Origin of the sequence: Microcoleus sp. MON2_D5, from assembly GCF_036701905.1 — a bacterium.
Lineage (GTDB): Bacteria > Cyanobacteriota > Cyanobacteriia > Cyanobacteriales > Microcoleaceae > Microcoleus.
The window spans coordinates 54,290-71,438 of record NZ_JAUBRM010000035.1 but is presented as its reverse complement, the minus strand read 5'-3'; the positions used below and the strand labels follow the sequence as shown (position 1 = coordinate 71,438).

At 46.6% G+C, this 17,149-nt stretch carries 19 protein-coding genes and 1 pseudogene; 5 read left to right on the top strand and 15 right to left on the bottom strand.

Annotated elements, in window-relative coordinates; all coding sequences use genetic code 11:
- Nucleotides 1-212 precede the first annotated feature (212 nt).
- The 9 genes from QUA47_RS14855 to QUA47_RS14815 all read right to left on the bottom strand — a co-directional run bounded on the left by QUA47_RS14855 (nucleotide 213) and on the right by QUA47_RS14815 (nucleotide 6,661).
- Nucleotides 213-1,226 (bottom strand): CHAD domain-containing protein, encoded by a 1,014-nt coding sequence (locus QUA47_RS14855; RefSeq protein ID WP_333431290.1) that lies wholly within the window; start codon nucleotides 1,224-1,226, stop codon nucleotides 213-215.
- Between the two features lie 395 nt (nucleotides 1,227-1,621).
- A complete protein-coding gene (gene petJ, locus QUA47_RS14850; RefSeq protein ID WP_333215231.1) occupies nucleotides 1,622-1,960 on the bottom strand; it encodes a cytochrome c6 PetJ in 339 nt (112 codons plus the stop codon).
- Between the two features lie 125 nt (nucleotides 1,961-2,085).
- Entirely contained in the window at nucleotides 2,086-2,586 is a 501-nt protein-coding gene (gene psbV2 / locus QUA47_RS14845) for a photosystem II cytochrome PsbV2 (protein ID WP_190663568.1), read from the bottom strand.
- A 154-nt stretch (nucleotides 2,587-2,740) separates the two neighbouring features.
- Nucleotides 2,741-3,229, bottom strand: a complete 489-nt coding sequence (psbV, locus tag QUA47_RS14840; protein ID WP_333035576.1) for a photosystem II cytochrome c-550 — start codon at nucleotides 3,227-3,229, stop codon at nucleotides 2,741-2,743.
- Nucleotides 3,230-3,374: 145 nt separating this feature from the next.
- Nucleotides 3,375-3,566 (bottom strand): hypothetical protein, encoded by a 192-nt coding sequence (locus tag QUA47_RS14835; protein ID WP_006633443.1) that lies wholly within the window; start codon nucleotides 3,564-3,566, stop codon nucleotides 3,375-3,377.
- 384 nt (nucleotides 3,567-3,950) lie between these two features.
- Nucleotides 3,951-4,901, bottom strand: a complete 951-nt coding sequence (accD, locus tag QUA47_RS14830) for an acetyl-CoA carboxylase, carboxyltransferase subunit beta (RefSeq protein ID WP_333431289.1) — start codon at nucleotides 4,899-4,901, stop codon at nucleotides 3,951-3,953.
- A gap of 115 nt (nucleotides 4,902-5,016) precedes the next feature.
- Nucleotides 5,017-5,238 (bottom strand): hypothetical protein, encoded by a 222-nt coding sequence (locus tag QUA47_RS14825; protein ID WP_006633441.1) that lies wholly within the window; start codon nucleotides 5,236-5,238, stop codon nucleotides 5,017-5,019.
- A gap of 61 nt (nucleotides 5,239-5,299) precedes the next feature.
- A complete protein-coding gene (locus tag QUA47_RS14820; RefSeq protein WP_333431288.1) occupies nucleotides 5,300-6,130 on the bottom strand; it encodes a prepilin peptidase in 831 nt (276 codons plus the stop codon).
- Between the two features lie 270 nt (nucleotides 6,131-6,400).
- Entirely contained in the window at nucleotides 6,401-6,661 is a 261-nt protein-coding gene (locus QUA47_RS14815) for a hypothetical protein (RefSeq protein WP_333431287.1), read from the bottom strand.
- Between the two features lie 88 nt (nucleotides 6,662-6,749).
- Here QUA47_RS14815 and QUA47_RS14810 point away from each other — a divergent pair, with 88 nt between their 5' ends.
- Entirely contained in the window at nucleotides 6,750-8,327 is a 1,578-nt protein-coding gene (locus QUA47_RS14810) for an adenylate/guanylate cyclase domain-containing protein (protein ID WP_333431286.1), read from the top strand.
- A 243-nt stretch (nucleotides 8,328-8,570) separates the two neighbouring features.
- Here QUA47_RS14810 and QUA47_RS14805 read toward each other — a convergent pair whose 3' ends face one another.
- From QUA47_RS14805 to QUA47_RS14790, 4 genes are all read right to left on the bottom strand, one after another.
- Entirely contained in the window at nucleotides 8,571-9,080 is a 510-nt protein-coding gene (locus QUA47_RS14805; protein ID WP_333431285.1) for an N-acetyltransferase, read from the bottom strand.
- Nucleotides 9,081-9,312: 232 nt separating this feature from the next.
- Nucleotides 9,313-10,401, bottom strand: a complete 1,089-nt coding sequence (locus tag QUA47_RS14800) for a tetratricopeptide repeat protein (RefSeq protein ID WP_333431284.1) — start codon at nucleotides 10,399-10,401, stop codon at nucleotides 9,313-9,315.
- 81 nt (nucleotides 10,402-10,482) lie between these two features.
- Nucleotides 10,483-10,746 (bottom strand): hypothetical protein, encoded by a 264-nt coding sequence (locus tag QUA47_RS14795; protein ID WP_333431283.1) that lies wholly within the window; start codon nucleotides 10,744-10,746, stop codon nucleotides 10,483-10,485.
- Nucleotides 10,747-10,851: 105 nt separating this feature from the next.
- Nucleotides 10,852-11,145 (bottom strand): hypothetical protein, encoded by a 294-nt coding sequence (locus tag QUA47_RS14790; protein ID WP_333431282.1) that lies wholly within the window; start codon nucleotides 11,143-11,145, stop codon nucleotides 10,852-10,854.
- 261 nt (nucleotides 11,146-11,406) lie between these two features.
- Between QUA47_RS14790 and QUA47_RS14785 the strand changes: the two genes are divergently transcribed.
- Nucleotides 11,407-12,339 carry a LysR family transcriptional regulator gene (locus QUA47_RS14785; RefSeq protein ID WP_333431281.1) on the top strand — a complete coding sequence of 311 codons (933 nt, stop codon included), beginning with the start codon at nucleotides 11,407-11,409 and terminating at the stop codon, nucleotides 12,337-12,339.
- A 186-nt stretch (nucleotides 12,340-12,525) separates the two neighbouring features.
- On the opposite strand, the gene ispD is transcribed toward QUA47_RS14785, so the two are convergent.
- Nucleotides 12,526-13,218 (bottom strand): 2-C-methyl-D-erythritol 4-phosphate cytidylyltransferase, encoded by a 693-nt coding sequence (ispD, locus tag QUA47_RS14780; RefSeq protein ID WP_333431280.1) that lies wholly within the window; start codon nucleotides 13,216-13,218, stop codon nucleotides 12,526-12,528.
- A gap of 172 nt (nucleotides 13,219-13,390) precedes the next feature.
- Between ispD and QUA47_RS14775 the strand changes: the two genes are divergently transcribed.
- Nucleotides 13,391-14,353, top strand: coding sequence for a glycosyltransferase family 9 protein (locus QUA47_RS14775; protein WP_333288094.1), 963 nt, complete (start codon nucleotides 13,391-13,393; stop codon nucleotides 14,351-14,353).
- A gap of 149 nt (nucleotides 14,354-14,502) precedes the next feature.
- Here the strand turns inward: QUA47_RS14775 and QUA47_RS14770 are convergent, their stop codons facing one another.
- Nucleotides 14,503-14,796 carry a TRADD-N-associated membrane domain-containing protein gene (locus tag QUA47_RS14770; protein WP_333288064.1) on the bottom strand — a complete coding sequence of 98 codons (294 nt, stop codon included), beginning with the start codon at nucleotides 14,794-14,796 and terminating at the stop codon, nucleotides 14,503-14,505.
- Between the two features lie 449 nt (nucleotides 14,797-15,245).
- Between QUA47_RS14770 and QUA47_RS14765 the strand changes: the two genes are divergently transcribed.
- Together QUA47_RS14765 and QUA47_RS14760 are read left to right on the top strand one after the other, a co-directional pair.
- Nucleotides 15,246-16,619, top strand: a complete 1,374-nt coding sequence (locus QUA47_RS14765; protein ID WP_333288062.1) for a transcriptional regulator — start codon at nucleotides 15,246-15,248, stop codon at nucleotides 16,617-16,619.
- Nucleotide 16,620: 1 nt separating this feature from the next.
- Nucleotides 16,621-17,149, top strand: a pseudogene (locus QUA47_RS14760) (hypothetical protein); the annotation flags it as partial.

Here is a 17,149-nt window from a genome sequence, read left to right as displayed (position 1 = left end):
TTTACGGATATGGGTTGATTTGCACTCAGGACATGGCATGGTGATTCCCTCTATTCATACTCTAATTATGCAACGCCCAAAATTTTAAGAGCAGGAGGTAGCGAGACGCTAATTTAGAGCGTCTTACGTTTAATTAGAACGAGCTACTTCTGTGTTGCTTGCAGTTGCCCCCAAAGCCAGCCCAAGTTTAACTGCAAACCAACTAAAATTAATTACTGCGACGAATCTTCCCTGGCAGCATCTTCAACCACAGGATGAATTAAAGCAGATCGAAAACCTTGCCGAATTTCCGAACTCAAATACCGGCGCTGCAAAATCTGCCATTTTTGCCAAGCTGCATAGCGATTTTCGGCCAACAAACCAGCCAACTTCGGCAACTCTTTTTTCAGATCGCGATCGACAAACTCTGTCAGAAACTCGCCTAAAACTTCACTGTCTTGAATATCGCCCAAACATTCCTGAATAGCTTTTACATCTTCGACATAAACTTCGTAAGTCTCGCTGTAAAAATCCCCAAACAGATTCATCAAATAGCGAACTCGCTTAGCTTGCTTCCGCAAATCGTGCAGAATAGTTCCCTCGGCTGCTAACTTCTCTTCGACAGCCTCAGCATTCAAATCATCAGCAACTTTAACTTTGCCATCCTCATATTCCGTACCCAACAGCCAAGCCGGATGCAGGAAAAACTCACTGACTTGAGGTAACAGTAAATCTGGCAAAACCTCAGCAATTGGCAAATGTTCGATCGCCTGAAACTTGGGTTTTTCCAGCCAATCCTCGATCGACTGCTTCAGCGATTCGTAGCTTTTGTGCTCTAACATCGCCCTCACCCCTTTCAAAGCCCGGTGGCGCTGTTTGAGCAAATTCAACAAAGCTTTATCTAAAACTTCCTGTTCGTGGGCCGGCAAATTCGGGTAATAGCGGTTTTGGAGACTTTCGAGCATCACATCCAAATCCCTGAGCGTTCCCAGAATCCGCCCCACCTTACCAATTTTGCCTTCCGAAGCCTCTTTTGGCAAGTCTAAAACCGGAGCAAAACCAGTCACAGCCGATCGCAAACGTCTCAATCCCACGCGCATTTGATGAAGTTCTTCCGCGTCTTTGTCTTTGATAACTTCAGCCTCGTGCGCTACACTTTTGTGGAAATATTTCTCAATCGCCCCAGATGCAGCGTCTCCGAGAGTTTTAACTTGAGTTTTAACTTTTGCTGATGTTTTTACGTTCATGGCAGGTGTAGATTCCAGATCCCCGATCGACTTTAATTTGGATTTCAAGGCTTTGCTAGTAAAGGGTTTATATCCTAGCACACAACCCCAATTTATGACCCGCTTTTATACATAAATCTTAATATAAGGTGCTTGACAGTTTATACAAAGTCAGCATTTAGCAATCTAAAATCTTCAATCTAAAATCTTCAATCTTCAATCTAAAATCTAAAATAAAATTACCCTCCCTCACCCTTGAGCCCATAAAAATCAGATTTCTGGCGCGCTTTCCCAAATAGGTTAAGATCGCTGCAAACCGATATTTATTCGCCAAAGGGTGAGAGAGGGTGCGATCGGGAGGACAAGTTTTAAATTAAATCAAACCCGCCCAGGCTGCCCGACTTCAAAGAGGCAGTTTAGCCTTTCCAGTCTTTCTCAGATTGTTGGAGCACGTAGGTTGCTACATCCTCGATTTGTTGGGGCTTCAACTTGGCGCCGAAAGCAGGCATAGCATTTTTGCCCTTAGTTACCTGAGTGGTAATAGCTTCGAGAGAATTCATACCGTACTTCTCAAGAGCTTCCTTTTTCAAGGTTTTCATGGCCATAACCACGTTGCCGCCACCGATGTGACAAGCAGCACAGTTCGAGCTAAAGATTTTAGCTCCGTTAGCGGCATCTCCTGCCAAAGCAGGGCGGCCAAAGCCGACGGTAAAAATTGCGAACGCTAATAGGGCGATCGATAAGAGTCTTTTCAACGCAGTTCTCCTCTAATGGACACGCAAAGGGTGATTCTTTAGATATTTTACCTGTTAAAACAGGCGCGATCGCGCATTCGTATCGCCTTCTTCCGAGTAATTTACCACTTTTTGGCAGTGGCAGTTCAACTCTCAAAATTCTCCACGCCCCAGCCCGGAGCTTTCTGAGCAGCCCGGATCACAAAAGCCGCTAAATTTTCAATCTCAGCCTGTGGCATCCAGCTTTCCGGCACTTGGCGGCACCAAAAAGTCTCCTCAGTACCGTCATAAGTCATCGGTTCTCTCAGATACGCCACCAGACTATTGATGTTGTTGCGGGGAGGCGTTGCCCCTTTGAGGTCAGCCAAAGACAGAGATATCGTCGGATCGGGCAAATTAGCTCCTCCGACGTGACAATTCAGGCAATTTTGCTCGAACAATACCTTGCCCGCAGACAAATCCTGAGCCGAAAACAAGCGAGTATGTCCCTCAGAGTCCAACTCCAGAGCCACAGGTTCGCTGGCTTGTAAATACCTATTCACGTAAGAATCGGCAGCAGCCAAAACAGGTTGAGGAGCCAACAGCACGAGTGGCAAAATAATTAACATCCCCAACAGAAAGCAGACAAAAGCACCACGACGCAGCATGAGGGACTACAACCTTTTGCGATAATCAATGAGCTGGAGGTAAATTTTAGATTTCAGATTTTAGAGCGAAAAACGACGAGCTAGCAATTCTTGCCGAACTTCAGCCCTCTCTCAATCCAAAATCCAAAATCTAAAATCTAAAATCTAAAATCGATTAGCGAGCGCCTTTGCCACCAGCCCACTGCTTGGAGACAATTTTCGGCTGCAACAGAATGTGACCGGCAATCGCGTACAAATCGTCATCCGAGAGATTTCTCATCTCAGCAAAAATATCCGCACTCTTCATGCTCGGATGCAGTTCCGAAATTTCCTCAAACCCGTCATAAGTGGTGGGATTTTTCATAAAGTCCACCAGCGACTCAATATTATTGCGGGGCGGGTTGGCCAAAGCCAGAGTTTCCGGGCTCAAATTCACGTTCGGGTCAGTTTTTGTCATGCCGGCAGCGTGACATTGAGCGCAAGCCGAATTAAACAGGCGTTTGCCTTGCTGAACTTGTTTGAGGCTCAGCACTACCGGAGCACCCTTGTCATTCAAAGTCACAGTGCGAAGTTCAGGACTCAGTTCGACAGCCATCGCACTGCTGACAAATAACTGAAAGCTCAAGAATACAGCGGTCAGAGCAATGAAATATCTTTTAAGCATGGTTCTCCTTAAAAAAATCCGGCAAATTATTGAACGCTAAGAGATCGTACCTGGCAAACAGATGTTTGTTCAAAATTCCCTGATTCTGCAACAACTGGCGAAAGTTTGTGCAGCCATACCTTTAAAGGTAGAGGAATTTTGCGAGCTAATCTGCGAGAAGTTTTGAATCGCGCCTTTTTTCGAGAGTGGACATAATTGCCTTAACATCCTCCAAAGCCAAACGGGTTTGAGGGTGCTTGTAGGCAATTTCCAACTCATCGCACAAGCGGATCACGTCTTCAACAGGGACGTTGAAGTCCTCTGCTATTTCTGCGATGGACAGGTCTGCAAAACCCATAATTTTTAGGTCGCTGACAGGTCAAAATTGAGTTGACGGCTATTAACTGAAAGCCGGACAATTTTAGAAAGCGCTGTTAGCTTGTTCTGTTAGTTTGTTCTGAGATTTTGTTTGATCTATCGCAAGCTAACTAACCGCTAACTGCTACTAGGCATTTTTGCCCAGCCAAACTCCAGGGCCAATCAACTTCCGATCAATATCATCCCACTGCTGCGTCGTTATTACCAATAGGACTTGCGCGGATGGGGCTCAAAACCCGGTGTCTGCGTGAACGTCTCGTTACCAAACTCAATATTGTTGGTAGAAGCCGGGTTTTTCGCCATTCCTTAGCAATTTCCCTCTGTGCCCCGGACTCACCAACAGACAATCATCCGGCGCAGCAGCTTAGGGAGAAAGTTTGAAAGCGTGAGTCTGCGTGGGCAAAGCGTGGTTATCGCTGGCTTCTAGGGCGGGGAATTCCGAGCCGGCCAAGAAAGGCTGGGGCTGGTGGAGGCTGATGAGTTGACCGAGAGTTTTCTTTAATTGAGTTCGGGGTACAATCAAGTCTACAAAACCGTGCGCGAAGGAGTATTCGGAAGTTTGATAATTTTCCGGCAGCTTTTCGCGCAGAGTTTGCTCGATTACCCGGCCGCCCGTAAAGGCCACAGTAGCTTTTGGCTCTGCAATTATAATGTCTCCCAGCATGGCAAAACTGGCGGTGACGCCGCCGGTGGTCGGGTGGGTCAAAATCGGGATGTAAAGCAGTCTCGCTTCCCGGTGGCGTTCCAGAGCCCCGGAAATTTTAGCCATTTGCATCAAGCTGAGCATTCCTTCTTGCATTCTTGCACCACCGGAAGCGCAGACAATGATCACGGACAAGCGTTCCCGCGTGGCGTGTTCGATGAGGCGAGTTAGCTTTTCTCCGACAACTGAGCCCATGCTGCCGCCGATGAACTGAAATTCCATGACTCCGAGGGCGACTGGCAAATTTTCTAGTTTGCCGATGCCTGTTTCTACGGCGTCTAGGTGGCCTGTTTTTTCTTGAAATTCTCGGAGTCGATCGCTATATTTTTTTCGATCGCGAAATTTCAGGGGATCGGTGGCGTGCAGTCCTTCGTTAAGGGGTACCCAGGTATTGGGATCGATCAACTGCTCGATGCGATCGTCACTGTAAACTCTGATATGATGCCCGCATTCCAAGCAAACCATTTGATTTGCTCGCAGGTCTTTGGTATAACTGAGGGCACCGCAAGCTTCGCATTTATTCCAAAGTCCGTCCGCAATTTCTCGTTCCGGCCGTTCTTGGGAGTTCGGTACTGATTTTCGTCGATTTGCAAACCAATCAAATAGAGACATTAAAACTTGGTAATTGGTAATTGGTAATTGGTAATTGGTAATTAGTAATTGTTAGTTGTTAGTTGCTAGTTGTCAATTGTTAGTTGTTCAGTGACTAATGGCTAATGACTAATGACTAATCACCAGATTCGGGCTCATCTTCAACTGGACTGATGAGGAGCGATGCTGTTCGCTGGTGTTCTGGAAGAACTTGCAGGGCTGTAGCACTTCCAGCCCCCAAATAAGATGCTATGCCCAAGTCTACAATCCGGGCCGGGATTTCATGAGCAGCTAGGAGCTGCTGCATTAATTCCGCTTCCCAACGAAAGCTAGTAGTTGTAAGTGTAATCCAAGACACGGAACAATTTTACCAATTTTTGAGACAATATTATGTTCGCTCGCGCCTGACTACCTGCCGATCAGAAACTAAAATTCGGGAAAAACAACTCCAAGTAAGTAGATAAGATCGCTTCCCCCCACAGAGCAGTAATTGCTGCACCGAGAGCCAGAAACGGGCCGAAAGGCATCGGTTGACGCCGATCGAGCAAGCCGAGGGCGATCGCCCCGCCACCGGCAAAAGCCCCAGCTAAACAGGCGATGAATCCCGCTAGCAGCAAGTATTTCCAGCCCAGCCAAGCTCCCATCAAGGCGGCCAATTTGGTATCTCCGGCGCCCATAGCATTCTGCCCCAGTCCGATCGTCCCGGCGAGTCCAATCGCGTCAAACAGCCACAACCCGACAACTGCTCCCGCGATCCCGTCGAGTACCAGATAGTGTACCGAGTCGATCGAACTAAATGTCGGCCACCAACCTTTCGCCATTTGGAAAACCAATCCGACCACCAAACCCGATCGAGTTAAAGAATTAGGCAAAGTCATTGTATCGCAATCAATCAAAGACAAAGCCAACAGCCAGCTAAACAAAGCCCAAAAACCAAGAGTTTGCACTGTTACGCCAAACCGCCAGAAGATTAACAAAAACAGCAAACCCGTAGCTGCTTCCACCAGCGGATAGCGGGCAGAAATCCGACTGCGGCAGTGATTGCAGCGTCCCCGCAGCCACAGCCAACCGAAAACAGGTATATTTTCGTAATTTCTGAGTTGATTTAAACATTTGGGACAGCGAGAAGGAGGGTGGATCACCGACAAACCCGCAGGCAACCGATAGACTACCACATTTAGAAAACTGCCAATAGCCGAGCCAAAAATAAAGACGATCGCCGTGACAAGGCAATTAAAGATAATTTCCATTAATTTGTCTGTTGTCTGTTGAAAGTTGACTGTTGTCTGTTGTCTGTTGACTGTGGTTATTTATTAATTGTTAGATTGTGTTCGGTCAATTACCCATAAGGTTTGTAGTAGGGACTTTAGTCAAGAGTCAAATTCTGAGGACTAAAGCCCTCACTACAAACCTATTTTTTGACAATCGTTCGAGCAAACATAAATATTAGTTGTCAATTTCCAACTCGCAATGCCCAATGCCCAATGCCCAATGCCCAATGCCCAATGCCCAATTACCAATTAATACATTTGAGATTCAATTTCGTCAAAAGTAACAAAACGTTCACCGGGCAACAAAACGGGCTGCGAAGCAAAAATTACCTGGCCTCGATCGCTTCCTTGACTGACAACTACACCGGCCGGACGCTGCATCTGGTCGGAATGCACTTTTAGATACATACCATAGGCCGAGCGAGCAGCTCGGATCAAATCGGGAGCTAGCAAACTGTGACTTTTGGAAGTTTCTATCGTGGGTTCTGGGTTGGGTTGGTATGGGTTCACTGGAAACTTATCATAATGGTATTAAGTCGAGCTATTGGTGTTGCCTCTAGAGCGATCGAACTTACCTTATTTTTTAAGAATAGACTAGGTGGAAATTATTAATAGATTAACCTACAATCCTCCCTTAGCTGCGCTCGAACTGCGGCTGCGATCGCTCCTTTCCGCTCAACTGTACGCTGCTGCGTGGGTAGATCCGTCCCCCGCAACGCTAATGGGAGTTTTCGATCACCTGCGAACTCTGCGCTACATCCTCCACGACTACGTGCCCCGGCCCGTGTCCGAATTTCCGCCCAACCCGGGCGAGGTGCGCTACCAGTGGCAAACAGGCACCTTGCTGTTCACCGATTTGGAAGGGTTTACGTCGCTGTTGGAAGCGAACGCGGCCCAAGGGCGCAAGGGAGCTGAAACGTTGCTGGGCGTAATTAACGACTATTTTGCCTCAATGATTGAAATTGTCAGCAAATCGGGCGGGGATTTGCTGGAGTTTACCGGAGATGCGATGCTGGTGCAGTTTCTGTCAGGAATTCACCAAGAGGATACAGCCAGGGCGGTGCGGGCTGGTTTGCGGATGCAGCGGGCGATGGCGGAATTTGCGAATATTGAAACGGCGCGGGGTGTTTTGTCTTTGAAGATGCGAGTGGGCATCCACTGCGGTCGCTACATTAGTGCTGACATCGGTACCCCGCAGCGGATGGCTCACGTACTGCTGGGACATTCAGTTCAGCAAGCCAAGCAAACTGAGGGTTCTGGGAGTGTGGGGCGGGTATGTGTGACTGAAACTGCTAGAGAGTCTTTGGGAGAGCAATTTCGCTTTGAACCCGGGAAACAGGGTTATTTTTTGGTGGCGGACGATTTCACGGACGATCGACTCGGAGAGTATGATATCACTTTGACTGGGCGGCGGATGCCGAGTTCGGTATTGCTCGATCGCAGCGTTTCGGGTTTGGTAAAAGAAATCGGGGAAGCTGTGAATCGGCTTGAACCCCTTGCTAGTTATATTCCCAAAACGATCCTGAGACTGCTGGTTGAAAATGCCGATCGGCGCAAAATACCGCCGGATTTTCCTGAACCGACGGTGATGTTTGTCAACTTGATCGGTTTACCGGAGTCTGTGGAGAAAGCTTCGGCGGAGGAAGAAGTCAATCTCGTAGTGGGTTATTCTCGGGTGTTTGCGTCGATCGATGCTGTAGTGTCAGCTAAAGGTGGCGTGTTGCAAAAAGTAACGGCGCACTTAGACGGTTCGGATATGCTGATTTATTTTGGTGTGCCCGACGCTCACACGGATGACGCCAGCCGGGCGGCTAGTGCGGCGATTGCGATCCGAGATATCATTGCAGGTTTGCCTCTGGTAATTATCGCGGGTGAAGAAGTAAAAGTAAGCTGTCAAATTGGGCTGTCCCGGGGGCCGGTGTTTGCTGCTGAGGTTGGGGAACCGCGAGGGCGCAGGGAGTTTAATATCCTCGGCGATACGGTGAATACGGCGGCTCGGTTGATGAGCAAGGCGGGGGAAAACCAAATTTTGATTGGTGAAAGGGTGTGTGAGTCGATCGAGCTAAACTTCATTTGCGAGGCTTTGGGATCTGTTGCTCTGAAGGGGAAATCTGCTCAAACTCCGATTTTTGCTTTGCACAGTGCAAAAGGGGAGAAAGGAAAAGGGGGCGTTTAAATAACTTTGCTGGGCAATAGTTGTACAGGTTTTATGGTTCACAAAGGCAAGTACAGCACAACTGCTTTCCACTGTGACTACTAAATGTTATTTTTATAATTTTTTACGATACATCACAATCAAAACCGCCACTTCGTCAGATCGGTTCCGGTTGCATCGGAATGATTTAACCGCAGAGAACGCAAAGAACGCAGAGGGAAATCGCAGAGAGATGAATAATTCCCATGAAGGGCGGAATTAATATCACTCGCATAGACTAAACTCCGAGCGATACTTCACCGTTCCGCTGCAATCCTGCAAAGCTCCACTTTCTAACTCCAAAACCATAAAAGCTTCCTCGGGCACATCATATTCACATTTCAAGCTCTTTCTGCTAGCAGGAATGAAGCCAAAACGCGAATAGAAATCTGGATGACCAAGCACAACCACTGCGTGAAATCCCGATCGCCTGCACTCTTCTAAACCGTGCTGGATCAGCAGCGTTCCTATACCTTGGCGCTGATATTCGGGAATAACTGCGACTGGTGCCAACCCCAGAATCGACAAATTGCTAGAACATTTTCCTTCGACGACAACCGGACTGAAGAAAATGTGTCCGACAATGCGATCGGATGGTAAGGCAACGAAGGAAAATGTAGATGCAATTCCCCGCAATCTATCGACTAAGTTGGCCTCATTTTCTCGCCCGAATGCCGCAATATTAACTTGGCGAACAGCTTCTAAATCTTCTGGCTTTTCGGTACGGATATACATAACTTAGATTAATGGTTTGGTGGCCGATCGGGCCGACGAAATGCTACAGAAACTGTTTCTATCTTTCGATCGTGATCTTAATCAAATTCTAGCGCCCCTGAAGTTTTTTACTCTTTTGAAGCTATGTACTTTTGGCAACCAATGATGCAACCACTGACAGATTACTGCCAAATCGCCGCCCTAGTCGAGCGCTTCCAATTTTCATCCGAGACGCCGAACTGCTTAACTGTTATTATTGCGGCACAAGCTGACCGGAAGACAATCGTTTAATGCCCTCCATCGCCGTAGTTTCTCCGGCTTTGTCACCGCCATCACGAGCAATTTTTAAAGCTCCCTCGTAGGATTCGAGAGCTTTAGCAGATTGACCGAGACTTTCATGAATTGCGCCCATGTTGTTGAGCAAGCGTCCGATACTTGTCTTGTCGCCGATTGCTTCTAACATCGGTATTGCTTGCTGAAAATAGATCAGCGCTTGAGTATCTTTGCCGAGTTTGCGAGAGGTAAGTGCCATGTTGTTGAGGAGGCGACCGACGCCAGCCCTGTCTCCGATTTCCCGACGAATTGCTAAAGCTTGGTGGTAAAATTCCATCGCTCTATTAAAGTCGCCGATGTTATAGTAAACGCCGCCCATGTTATTGAGGGTACGGCCTAAATCGCGGCGATCGCCCTCAACAGTGCGAATCGTGCGCGCTTGCTGGTAAAATTCGATCGCCTTGGCGTAATTGACCTGTTCTGCGTACACGGCCGCGATGTTGTGGAGGGATTCTCCAATTTCAATTTGGTCGTTGGCACTTTTGGCAAGTTCCAAAGCTTCTTGGTGCAGTTTCATCGCTTCGGAAAAATTGTCCCCAATCCGGTTGACGAAACCGATGAGATTGAGAGTGCGCGCGATACGAGGCCCTTCGCTGATTTCTCGGTGAATGACTAAAGCTTGCCCCAAAACTTCCAAAGCTTTGGGCCTCAAACCCATTTCGCCATAAACTTCCCCCATATTGTTGAGGGTTTCTCCGATTCCCGGTTTGTCGCCGAGTTGCTTGCGAATTGCCAAAACTTGCTCAAAAGTCTGGATAGCTTCTTGAAACAAACCCTCGCGGTGCTGTTTTACTCCTGTTTCAAAGAGTTCGTCTGCTTGCGTTTTGGGGTCAGTTGCCTGAGCGAGTGAAGCGAAGCTATCGCGTAGGGAATCGCTCGCTTGGACGCGCCTGGCATTGATGGTTGGGGGATAAGCCCAAGCGTCTGAAATTGCTAGCAAGCTGAGTGCGGGCGATAAGACAATACTGATAGCTGTGATATAGCTGAAGTGGTAAGAGCGGCTGTGCACCGATCGAGTCCTCCAAGAGCCAAGTTATACCTATTAAGATAGAGCTCTTTGGGGTGTTCCTGCCGATTTTTTTTTCAGTCGCTAGGTTCTAACTGGGTTTTTGTCTTGCCTGAGTGTCAGAATCAGCGGCATATTGTTGAGAGCGGATATGACAGCAAAGTTTTTGCTGGGTGCAAGCGATGCTTTTTCATGACTACGCAAGATGATGTCCTGTTGGTCAAGTGTGATCCAAGCAATTCCTGACAAAACTTGAATTTCTTGATGAGTTTGAGGCAATCTGTATACCTCGTTTTCCATCAGAATAATGCGATCGGGCGCTGCACATTCGGAAGATATTTGAAGCATAGCATCTCCTACTGGGTAATTGGTAATTGGTAATTGGTAATTGCTAATTGGCAATTGCTAATCGAGGACTGTATGTCACTTCATTTCCACGCAAGCCACACACTACTATTGGCAATAACGCCGATCGATCCAAGCGCGCATTTCATCATCCGTCGCCACGCAGGTAGAACGACCCGTCGCCCGATCGCAACCGTGCCACCAAGTGTTACCATAGCGATCGCACGCCTGCCAAATTCTCAGTTCGTCATCACCAGAAATGAGGTAGAGCAAAAACTGCCCAATTTGATTTATAGCTGAAAAAAGAGATTTCCCTTTCGGTTTTTCGGATGGTTTAGCTCGATCGGCACTAGAAAAAAACCTCATTCTTCGGGAGTCTATCCGATTTTTGTAAGTAGACATAGCCAACACCTTAAAGTGAGAACTCCTACAAAAGTTGCACAAAAAAAAATACAAATAATAGCTTTTAACTGCAATATTTTCATCGCAATTACAGCACAATATTGTTGTCGTGCAAGTCCTGTAAAAGTCTATCTGTTACCTGATAAATTAACCTTAACTCTGGGGCAATTGACAATCAAAGCATTGCTTGCATAGGTTGTATGAATAAAATCGATAGATCGAAGCCCTTGTGACAATTTGGGTACTACTGGCACAAACGCTATGAACGAAATCAATACGCGGCGGATGAAACTCTCTCAGATTCAAGCTTTGATAGCTGTAGCAGACTGTGAAAACTTTAGCGAGGCGGCTTTGCAATTGGAACTGTCCCAATCCGCCGTCAGCCACGCCATCGCCTCTTTAGAAACAGAATTGGGAGTGCAACTGTTCCACCGGGGGCGACACGGTGCTCAACTGACGCCAGTCGGGGAAAGGGTAGTGAGTCACGGGCGTCAAATAGCCTGCGCCTTAGAAATGATGGTCAAAGAAGCGGATTTAGAAAAAGGTTTGCAGGGAGGCCAGGTACGGATAGTTACTTTTCGGAGTGTCGCAACTCATATCCTACCGGGTATTATTGCTAAATTTCGCAGTTGCTTTCCCAAAATTGCCGTCAGCATTACCGAAGTTTATTATACCCAAGCTGTGGAAGAAGCTTTGCGATCGGGCAAAGCAGACATCGGCTTTCTCTCTCTTCCCATCTCCGATGAATTTGAAACGAGGGAAATTTTGCGGGATAAATATGTTGTGTTGCTGCCGCCAACTGCCAAATTGTCCAGTGATAAGATTACCTGGAAAGAATTAGCAAATTATCCGCTGATTTTGCAGCCGGCAGAAAATGCTTGTTCTATACCGCTTCGCAAATATTTGATTACTTCGGGGTTGCCCTTAAATATCGGTTACGAGCTCAGCGAAGATTCAACTATTGTCAGCATGGTGATGCAAGGTTTGGGTGCAGCAATTCTGCCGCGTTTGGCTGCTGAACCGATACCACCTTCGGTGAAAGTTTGTAGTTTGCCTGTTGCTTTTGAAAGGGTAATTGGGGTCGCTGTTTTGAGGGATGCCCTGTTAGTCCCGGCCGTGTTTGCGTTTTTGGATGTAGTTACAAGTGCGGCAGAGGTTGATAGTGAGGGCGAGTTTGCAATTAATCCTTCGTAACTGGTTCCCAGGCTGTGCAAAACAACGCAAATATTAGGCTTTTTTAATAACAGGCAAGATGGCTTTTCCACAACTAACAAATTATTGCTTGTGGAACTGAACAGGCAAGATGCCGGTTCCACCATTAACAAAATTCTTGCTTGTGGAACGGGCATCTTGCCCGTTCTTAAAATGAGTCAACGAATTCTATTTGATCTTATCGGCTCTTTGCCGCAAAATAAATTCAGCTAGTGCTAAATCTACGGGCGTTGTGACTTTCAAATTCGTCTCTTCTCCCTCCACAATTTGCACTGGTAAACCGCATTTTTCAAACAAAGCTGCATCGTCGGTAACTTCCCAACCTTTCTGTCGCCCTTCTTCGTGACACTGCTTTAACAATTTCACTTCAAATCCTTGGGGAGTCTGGGCCGCCCACAAATTGCTTCTGTCTGGGGTGTCTCGCACGATCCGACGCTCATCTACGACCTTAATCGTATCCTTGACCGGGACGGCTACAATCAAGCCTGGACAGGTCAAGAGAACCTCGGCAGATCGATCGAACAATTCAGCAGTTGCCAAACACCTGGCGCCGTCGTGAATCAACACTCGATCGGCATTGGGGGGCAAAGCCTGCAAACCGTTGTAAACTGACTCTTGCCTGGTGGCGCCACCTTGAATCAGTTCCACGGGCTTAACCAAAGATAAATCGCTCAGAATTGCTTTAAAATCAGGAAAATCGTCTGGCTGGCCCATGATGCCAATCCAGCTAATGTGCTGCGAAGCTTCAGCAGCAGCCAAAGTCCAACTCAGCAAAGGTTTTGCCAGCAAAGTCAGCAGCAGTTTGTTCCGCTGACTCCCCATCCGTCGCCCCGAACCTGCTGCAGGAATTAATAAGTGCATTTACTAACCGTTTTTAACCCAACTAGATATATATAATAAGAGCGTCCTGTACTTTTGAGTCAGTTGTTTAGCTGTCAGCCAGTAGCTTTTAAGGTCTAGAAATACTATAAGCTGATAGTTGAGAGCCGATCTCTGAGAGCTACCTCGATCAATAATAGCCCGATCGTTTATGATGCGAATACTAGCACTTGTCCCTGGCGGGATTGGCGACCAAATTTTATTTTTCCCCACTCTTGATGACCTCAAGCAGTCTTATCCCGACGCGCAAATTGATGTCATCGTGGAACCGAGGGCAAAGGGTGCTTACCGAGTCTGCAAATCCGTCAAAGAAGTCTTGACGTACAATTTCAAAGACCGCAACGCTATGGCAGATTTGGGCAATTTACTGGGCGTAATTCGCGATCGCGAATACGAAGCAGTTATTTCCCTCGGCCAGCGGTGGACTGTAGGGCTGCTGCTGTGGCTGACCGGCATTCCGCAGAGAGTTGGCTATTCGGGAACCAATGGCGCTCGATTTCTCACCGCTGCGATACCGCTGAAAACTGAACAGTACGCGGCTTCAATGTACCACGATTTGCTGCAAGGATTTAACATTACAAATCCTTGTCCGGCGATCGCAATTAATGTACCAAAACAGGACATTCAGTGGGCGGAAGCCGAACAGCAGCGGTTGGGCGTAAAAGAAAGCGGTTACATTCTAATTCACGGCGGTTCGAGTCAATTAGCTGTGTCTAAAGGTATTGACAAAATTTACCCTACAGACAACTGGAAGCAAATAATTGAAGATTGTCAGCAGCGGCAGCCGAATTTGCCTGTTGTTGTTGTGAAAGGCCCCGAAGATGCAGACTTCGTGAAAAAGTTAGTCGAGTCATGTCCAAATGTAAAAGTTATCTCGCCGGATGATGTCGGCAAGTTGGCTGCCACTATTGCTGCTGCTAATTTGATGATATGTACTGACAGTGCGCCGATGCACTTAGCTGTGGCGGTTCAAACTTATACAATAGCTTTGTTTGGCCCGACTGAACCGGCGAAATTGTTGCCAAAGAGCGATCGATTTTTGGGCATTAAATCTCCTACTGGCAAAATGGCAGACATCTCTCCTCAAGATGTTTTGAAGAAGGTTTGGGGCGGCTAAGAACAAAAGTTCGTAGTAAGGACTTTTAGCTGGTTTCCAGGCTCTGCCTGGGAACCACTATCTAGAGGCTCTGCCTCGCTGCTTGTGTGCGCTTCACAGGAGCCAGAGCCGGGGGACGAGGAAAGAAGTGGGGGAGCTAAAACTCAATGTTAGTCTTCCAAATCATCCATCATCTGCTGCAATTCCTTCTTCTTTTGCTTGGCAAACTCAACGCTGCCCAAACTTGTCAACAATCCGCCCGAAGCAGTGAGAGTAGCCTCTGGTATTTTGTCACAAAATAGAAGTCCGATACCTCCGAAAGTAACCATTGCGGATGCGGCGGTGACAAAAAGGGCAAGATTGTAGCTTTGGCGAACTTGTCGCAACCATTCTCGCAGGATTTCGTTCTTAATTTCGCTATAATCTTCAGCAGGTTGCGAGTCTCCGAATAAGTTAAAATTCATAACTGTTTCCTCTCCTAAATACGGATAATTTTTTGTTTCTACAATTACTCTACCGAAGCAAACAGCGAGAGTCTAGGGCTTATAGGGCGAGTTTTAATTTGCGATATGCCCTAATTTTTGGGGCAGATAGGGCAGGAGATTAAAACCTATCTGCCCTAGACAGACACAAATATTTAAATATAGAATGTGAGTGCGAGCGGAGTTACGGATGAATAATAATGAAATCTCGCTCCCGCTAGCCCCAATGCTGTTTCATTCCCCCGAAATCCGCCAGGAAATTCATTTCCCGGCTAATAGCAGAAGTCGGTTGCAACCGACTAAAATACTAATTTATAGTCGTCTTGAGACGACTTTCGCTATGAGACAGGGGTTTCAACCCCTGTCGGACTGTCGGATCATCGAATTATCGAATTAACTGACAAACTAACAACCATACCTAACAAATTACTATGCGCCAATCCGATACAGTTCAATTGAGTGAAACTGGAAAACGCCAGCTCAGAGAATCATACCAGGAAGCTGGACTAACGATAGCAGAACTAGGGAGAAAAGCTAATGTTTGCGAGGACACAATTAAGCGCTTACTTGGTACAAAAAAATGCCCCAATGGCGTGGGAAGAGAGGCAGTAACTAATATTGCTAAAGCATTAGGAATAGAACCGACAGATATAGTCGATCCAAAAAATTGGTATGCCAAAAATTCGCTGCCGCCAGAGTTTGAATCACTTATAGCAGAAAAAATTAAAATCTTTTGCGGCCGACGATTTGTTTTTAAGGCTTTTCAGGACTTTATCAAGGAAAATCCTCACGGTTATTTTACAATCATCGGGGATGCGGGAATGGGCAAAAGTTCGATCGTTGCCAAATACGTCTCCGAACATAAATCTCCCTGCTATTTCAATATTCTCGTCGAACGCCGCAACAGACCAGAATTGTTTTTGAAGAGCATTCGCCAGCAATTAATTGACCGCTATCAATTGCCAAATTCAGCAGATGCAGATTTACCGACGTTACTGGCAAAGGTGGCGGGAAAACTCACTGCTGGCGAACGTTTGGTAATTGCAGTTGATGCACTGGATGAAGTCGAACAAGAACCGGGAGAAAATCTTTTACATTTACCGACAACTCTGCCAGATAACGTTTATTTCCTGCTGACTAGGCGACCTTATCACCTCGGTAAAAAGCGACTGTCTGTATCTCCGGGAGTTCCGGTCAAAGAATTAGATTTGAGAGATGACCAGTATGTCAATTTTAATCAAGATGATATCAAAGAGTATATTATTTTTGTTATAAATGCCGATTCTGACTATAAGGAGGGACTGAGAAACTGGATTCAAGAGCGGGGCATTCTTGATGCAAGTTTTGTCGAACAATTGGCCAACAAGAGCGAAAAAAATTTTATGTATTTGCGCTATGTTTTGCCAGCAATTGCTAATGGCGATTACAATGACTGGAGTTTAACGCAATTGCCATACGGGCTGCAAGAGTATTATCAAAATCATTGGGTGCGGATGGGGTTGGAAGCTAACCCTGGGCAATTGATGGAGATTGTCTTGTATATTTTACTAGAAATCAAAACTGCGATTCCCTGCGAGATGATTGCTGGAATTGCCGATGTGGATGAATGTGATGTGAAAGCAGTTTTAGATGAGTGGGTGGAGTATTTGAAAAAGCAGAATGTAGACGGAGACACCTGCTACACGATCTATCATGCTAGTTTCTTTGACTTTCTGAAAGCCAAACGGGAGATGGATTCAAAGCGGAAGATATTTAAGGAAGTAAATCAAAGGATTGCTGAGTATTTAGAAAAGAGGATGGCGTGAGATGAGAGAATTTGCTGATAAGTTTGCGGGCGAAAAACTTTACTGTCAAAGTGCTTATCTGGGCTTGCCACTCAATTATGTCAACTATGGAAATCTAGAAAAATATTATCAAATACTGACTGATTTTAATTTTATGATAACCAAACTTCAGCATCCTGATTTTGGGGTGCAGGTACTTATTGATGACTTCAATTTGGTTGACGATTCAGAAGCATTAAGTCACCCAGGGTACAACCCAGAAAAAGTGAAAACGGTGAACTTGATTCGAGCTGTACTGTGGATGTCAGCAGATATTTTGGAGCGAGATAAGACCCAACTAGCCGCGCAATTGTTAGGGCGCTTACTTTACTTTGAAATACCAGAGATTCAGGCAATACTAGAGGTAGCAAAGCTGTGGAAAGCAGTACCTTGGTTGCGTCCTTTGACACCCTGTATCACTCCCCCTGGCAGCGGACTGCTGCGTACCCTCGAAGGTCACAGCGAGTCGGTAAATGCAGTCGCCGTGACTCCTGATGGCAAGCGGGCGATTT

Bases quoted from the DNA above. Each gene is read 5' to 3' on its own strand.
- QUA47_RS14855 (WP_333431290.1), bottom strand. From the start codon at position 1,226: ATGAACGTAAAAACATCAGCAAAAGTTAAAACTCAAGTTAAAACTCTC.
- psbV2 (WP_190663568.1), bottom strand. From the start codon at position 2,586: ATGCTGCGTCGTGGTGCTTTTGTCTGCTTTCTGTTGGGGATGTTAATT.
- psbV (WP_333035576.1), bottom strand. From the start codon at position 3,229: ATGCTTAAAAGATATTTCATTGCTCTGACCGCTGTATTCTTGAGCTTT.
- QUA47_RS14835 (WP_006633443.1), bottom strand. From the start codon at position 3,566: ATGGGTTTTGCAGACCTGTCCATCGCAGAAATAGCAGAGGACTTCAAC.
- accD (WP_333431289.1), bottom strand. From the start codon at position 4,901: ATGTCTCTATTTGATTGGTTTGCAAATCGACGAAAATCAGTACCGAAC.
- QUA47_RS14820 (WP_333431288.1), bottom strand. From the start codon at position 6,130: ATGGAAATTATCTTTAATTGCCTTGTCACGGCGATCGTCTTTATTTTT.
- QUA47_RS14805 (WP_333431285.1), bottom strand. From the start codon at position 9,080: ATGTATATCCGTACCGAAAAGCCAGAAGATTTAGAAGCTGTTCGCCAA.
- QUA47_RS14795 (WP_333431283.1), bottom strand. From the start codon at position 10,746: ATGCTTCAAATATCTTCCGAATGTGCAGCGCCCGATCGCATTATTCTG.
- QUA47_RS14790 (WP_333431282.1), bottom strand. From the start codon at position 11,145: ATGTCTACTTACAAAAATCGGATAGACTCCCGAAGAATGAGGTTTTTT.
- QUA47_RS14785 (WP_333431281.1), top strand. From the start codon at position 11,407: ATGAACGAAATCAATACGCGGCGGATGAAACTCTCTCAGATTCAAGCT.
- ispD (WP_333431280.1), bottom strand. From the start codon at position 13,218: ATGCACTTATTAATTCCTGCAGCAGGTTCGGGGCGACGGATGGGGAGT.
- QUA47_RS14775 (WP_333288094.1), top strand. From the start codon at position 13,391: ATGCGAATACTAGCACTTGTCCCTGGCGGGATTGGCGACCAAATTTTA.
- QUA47_RS14770 (WP_333288064.1), bottom strand. From the start codon at position 14,796: ATGAATTTTAACTTATTCGGAGACTCGCAACCTGCTGAAGATTATAGC.
- QUA47_RS14765 (WP_333288062.1), top strand. From the start codon at position 15,246: ATGCGCCAATCCGATACAGTTCAATTGAGTGAAACTGGAAAACGCCAG.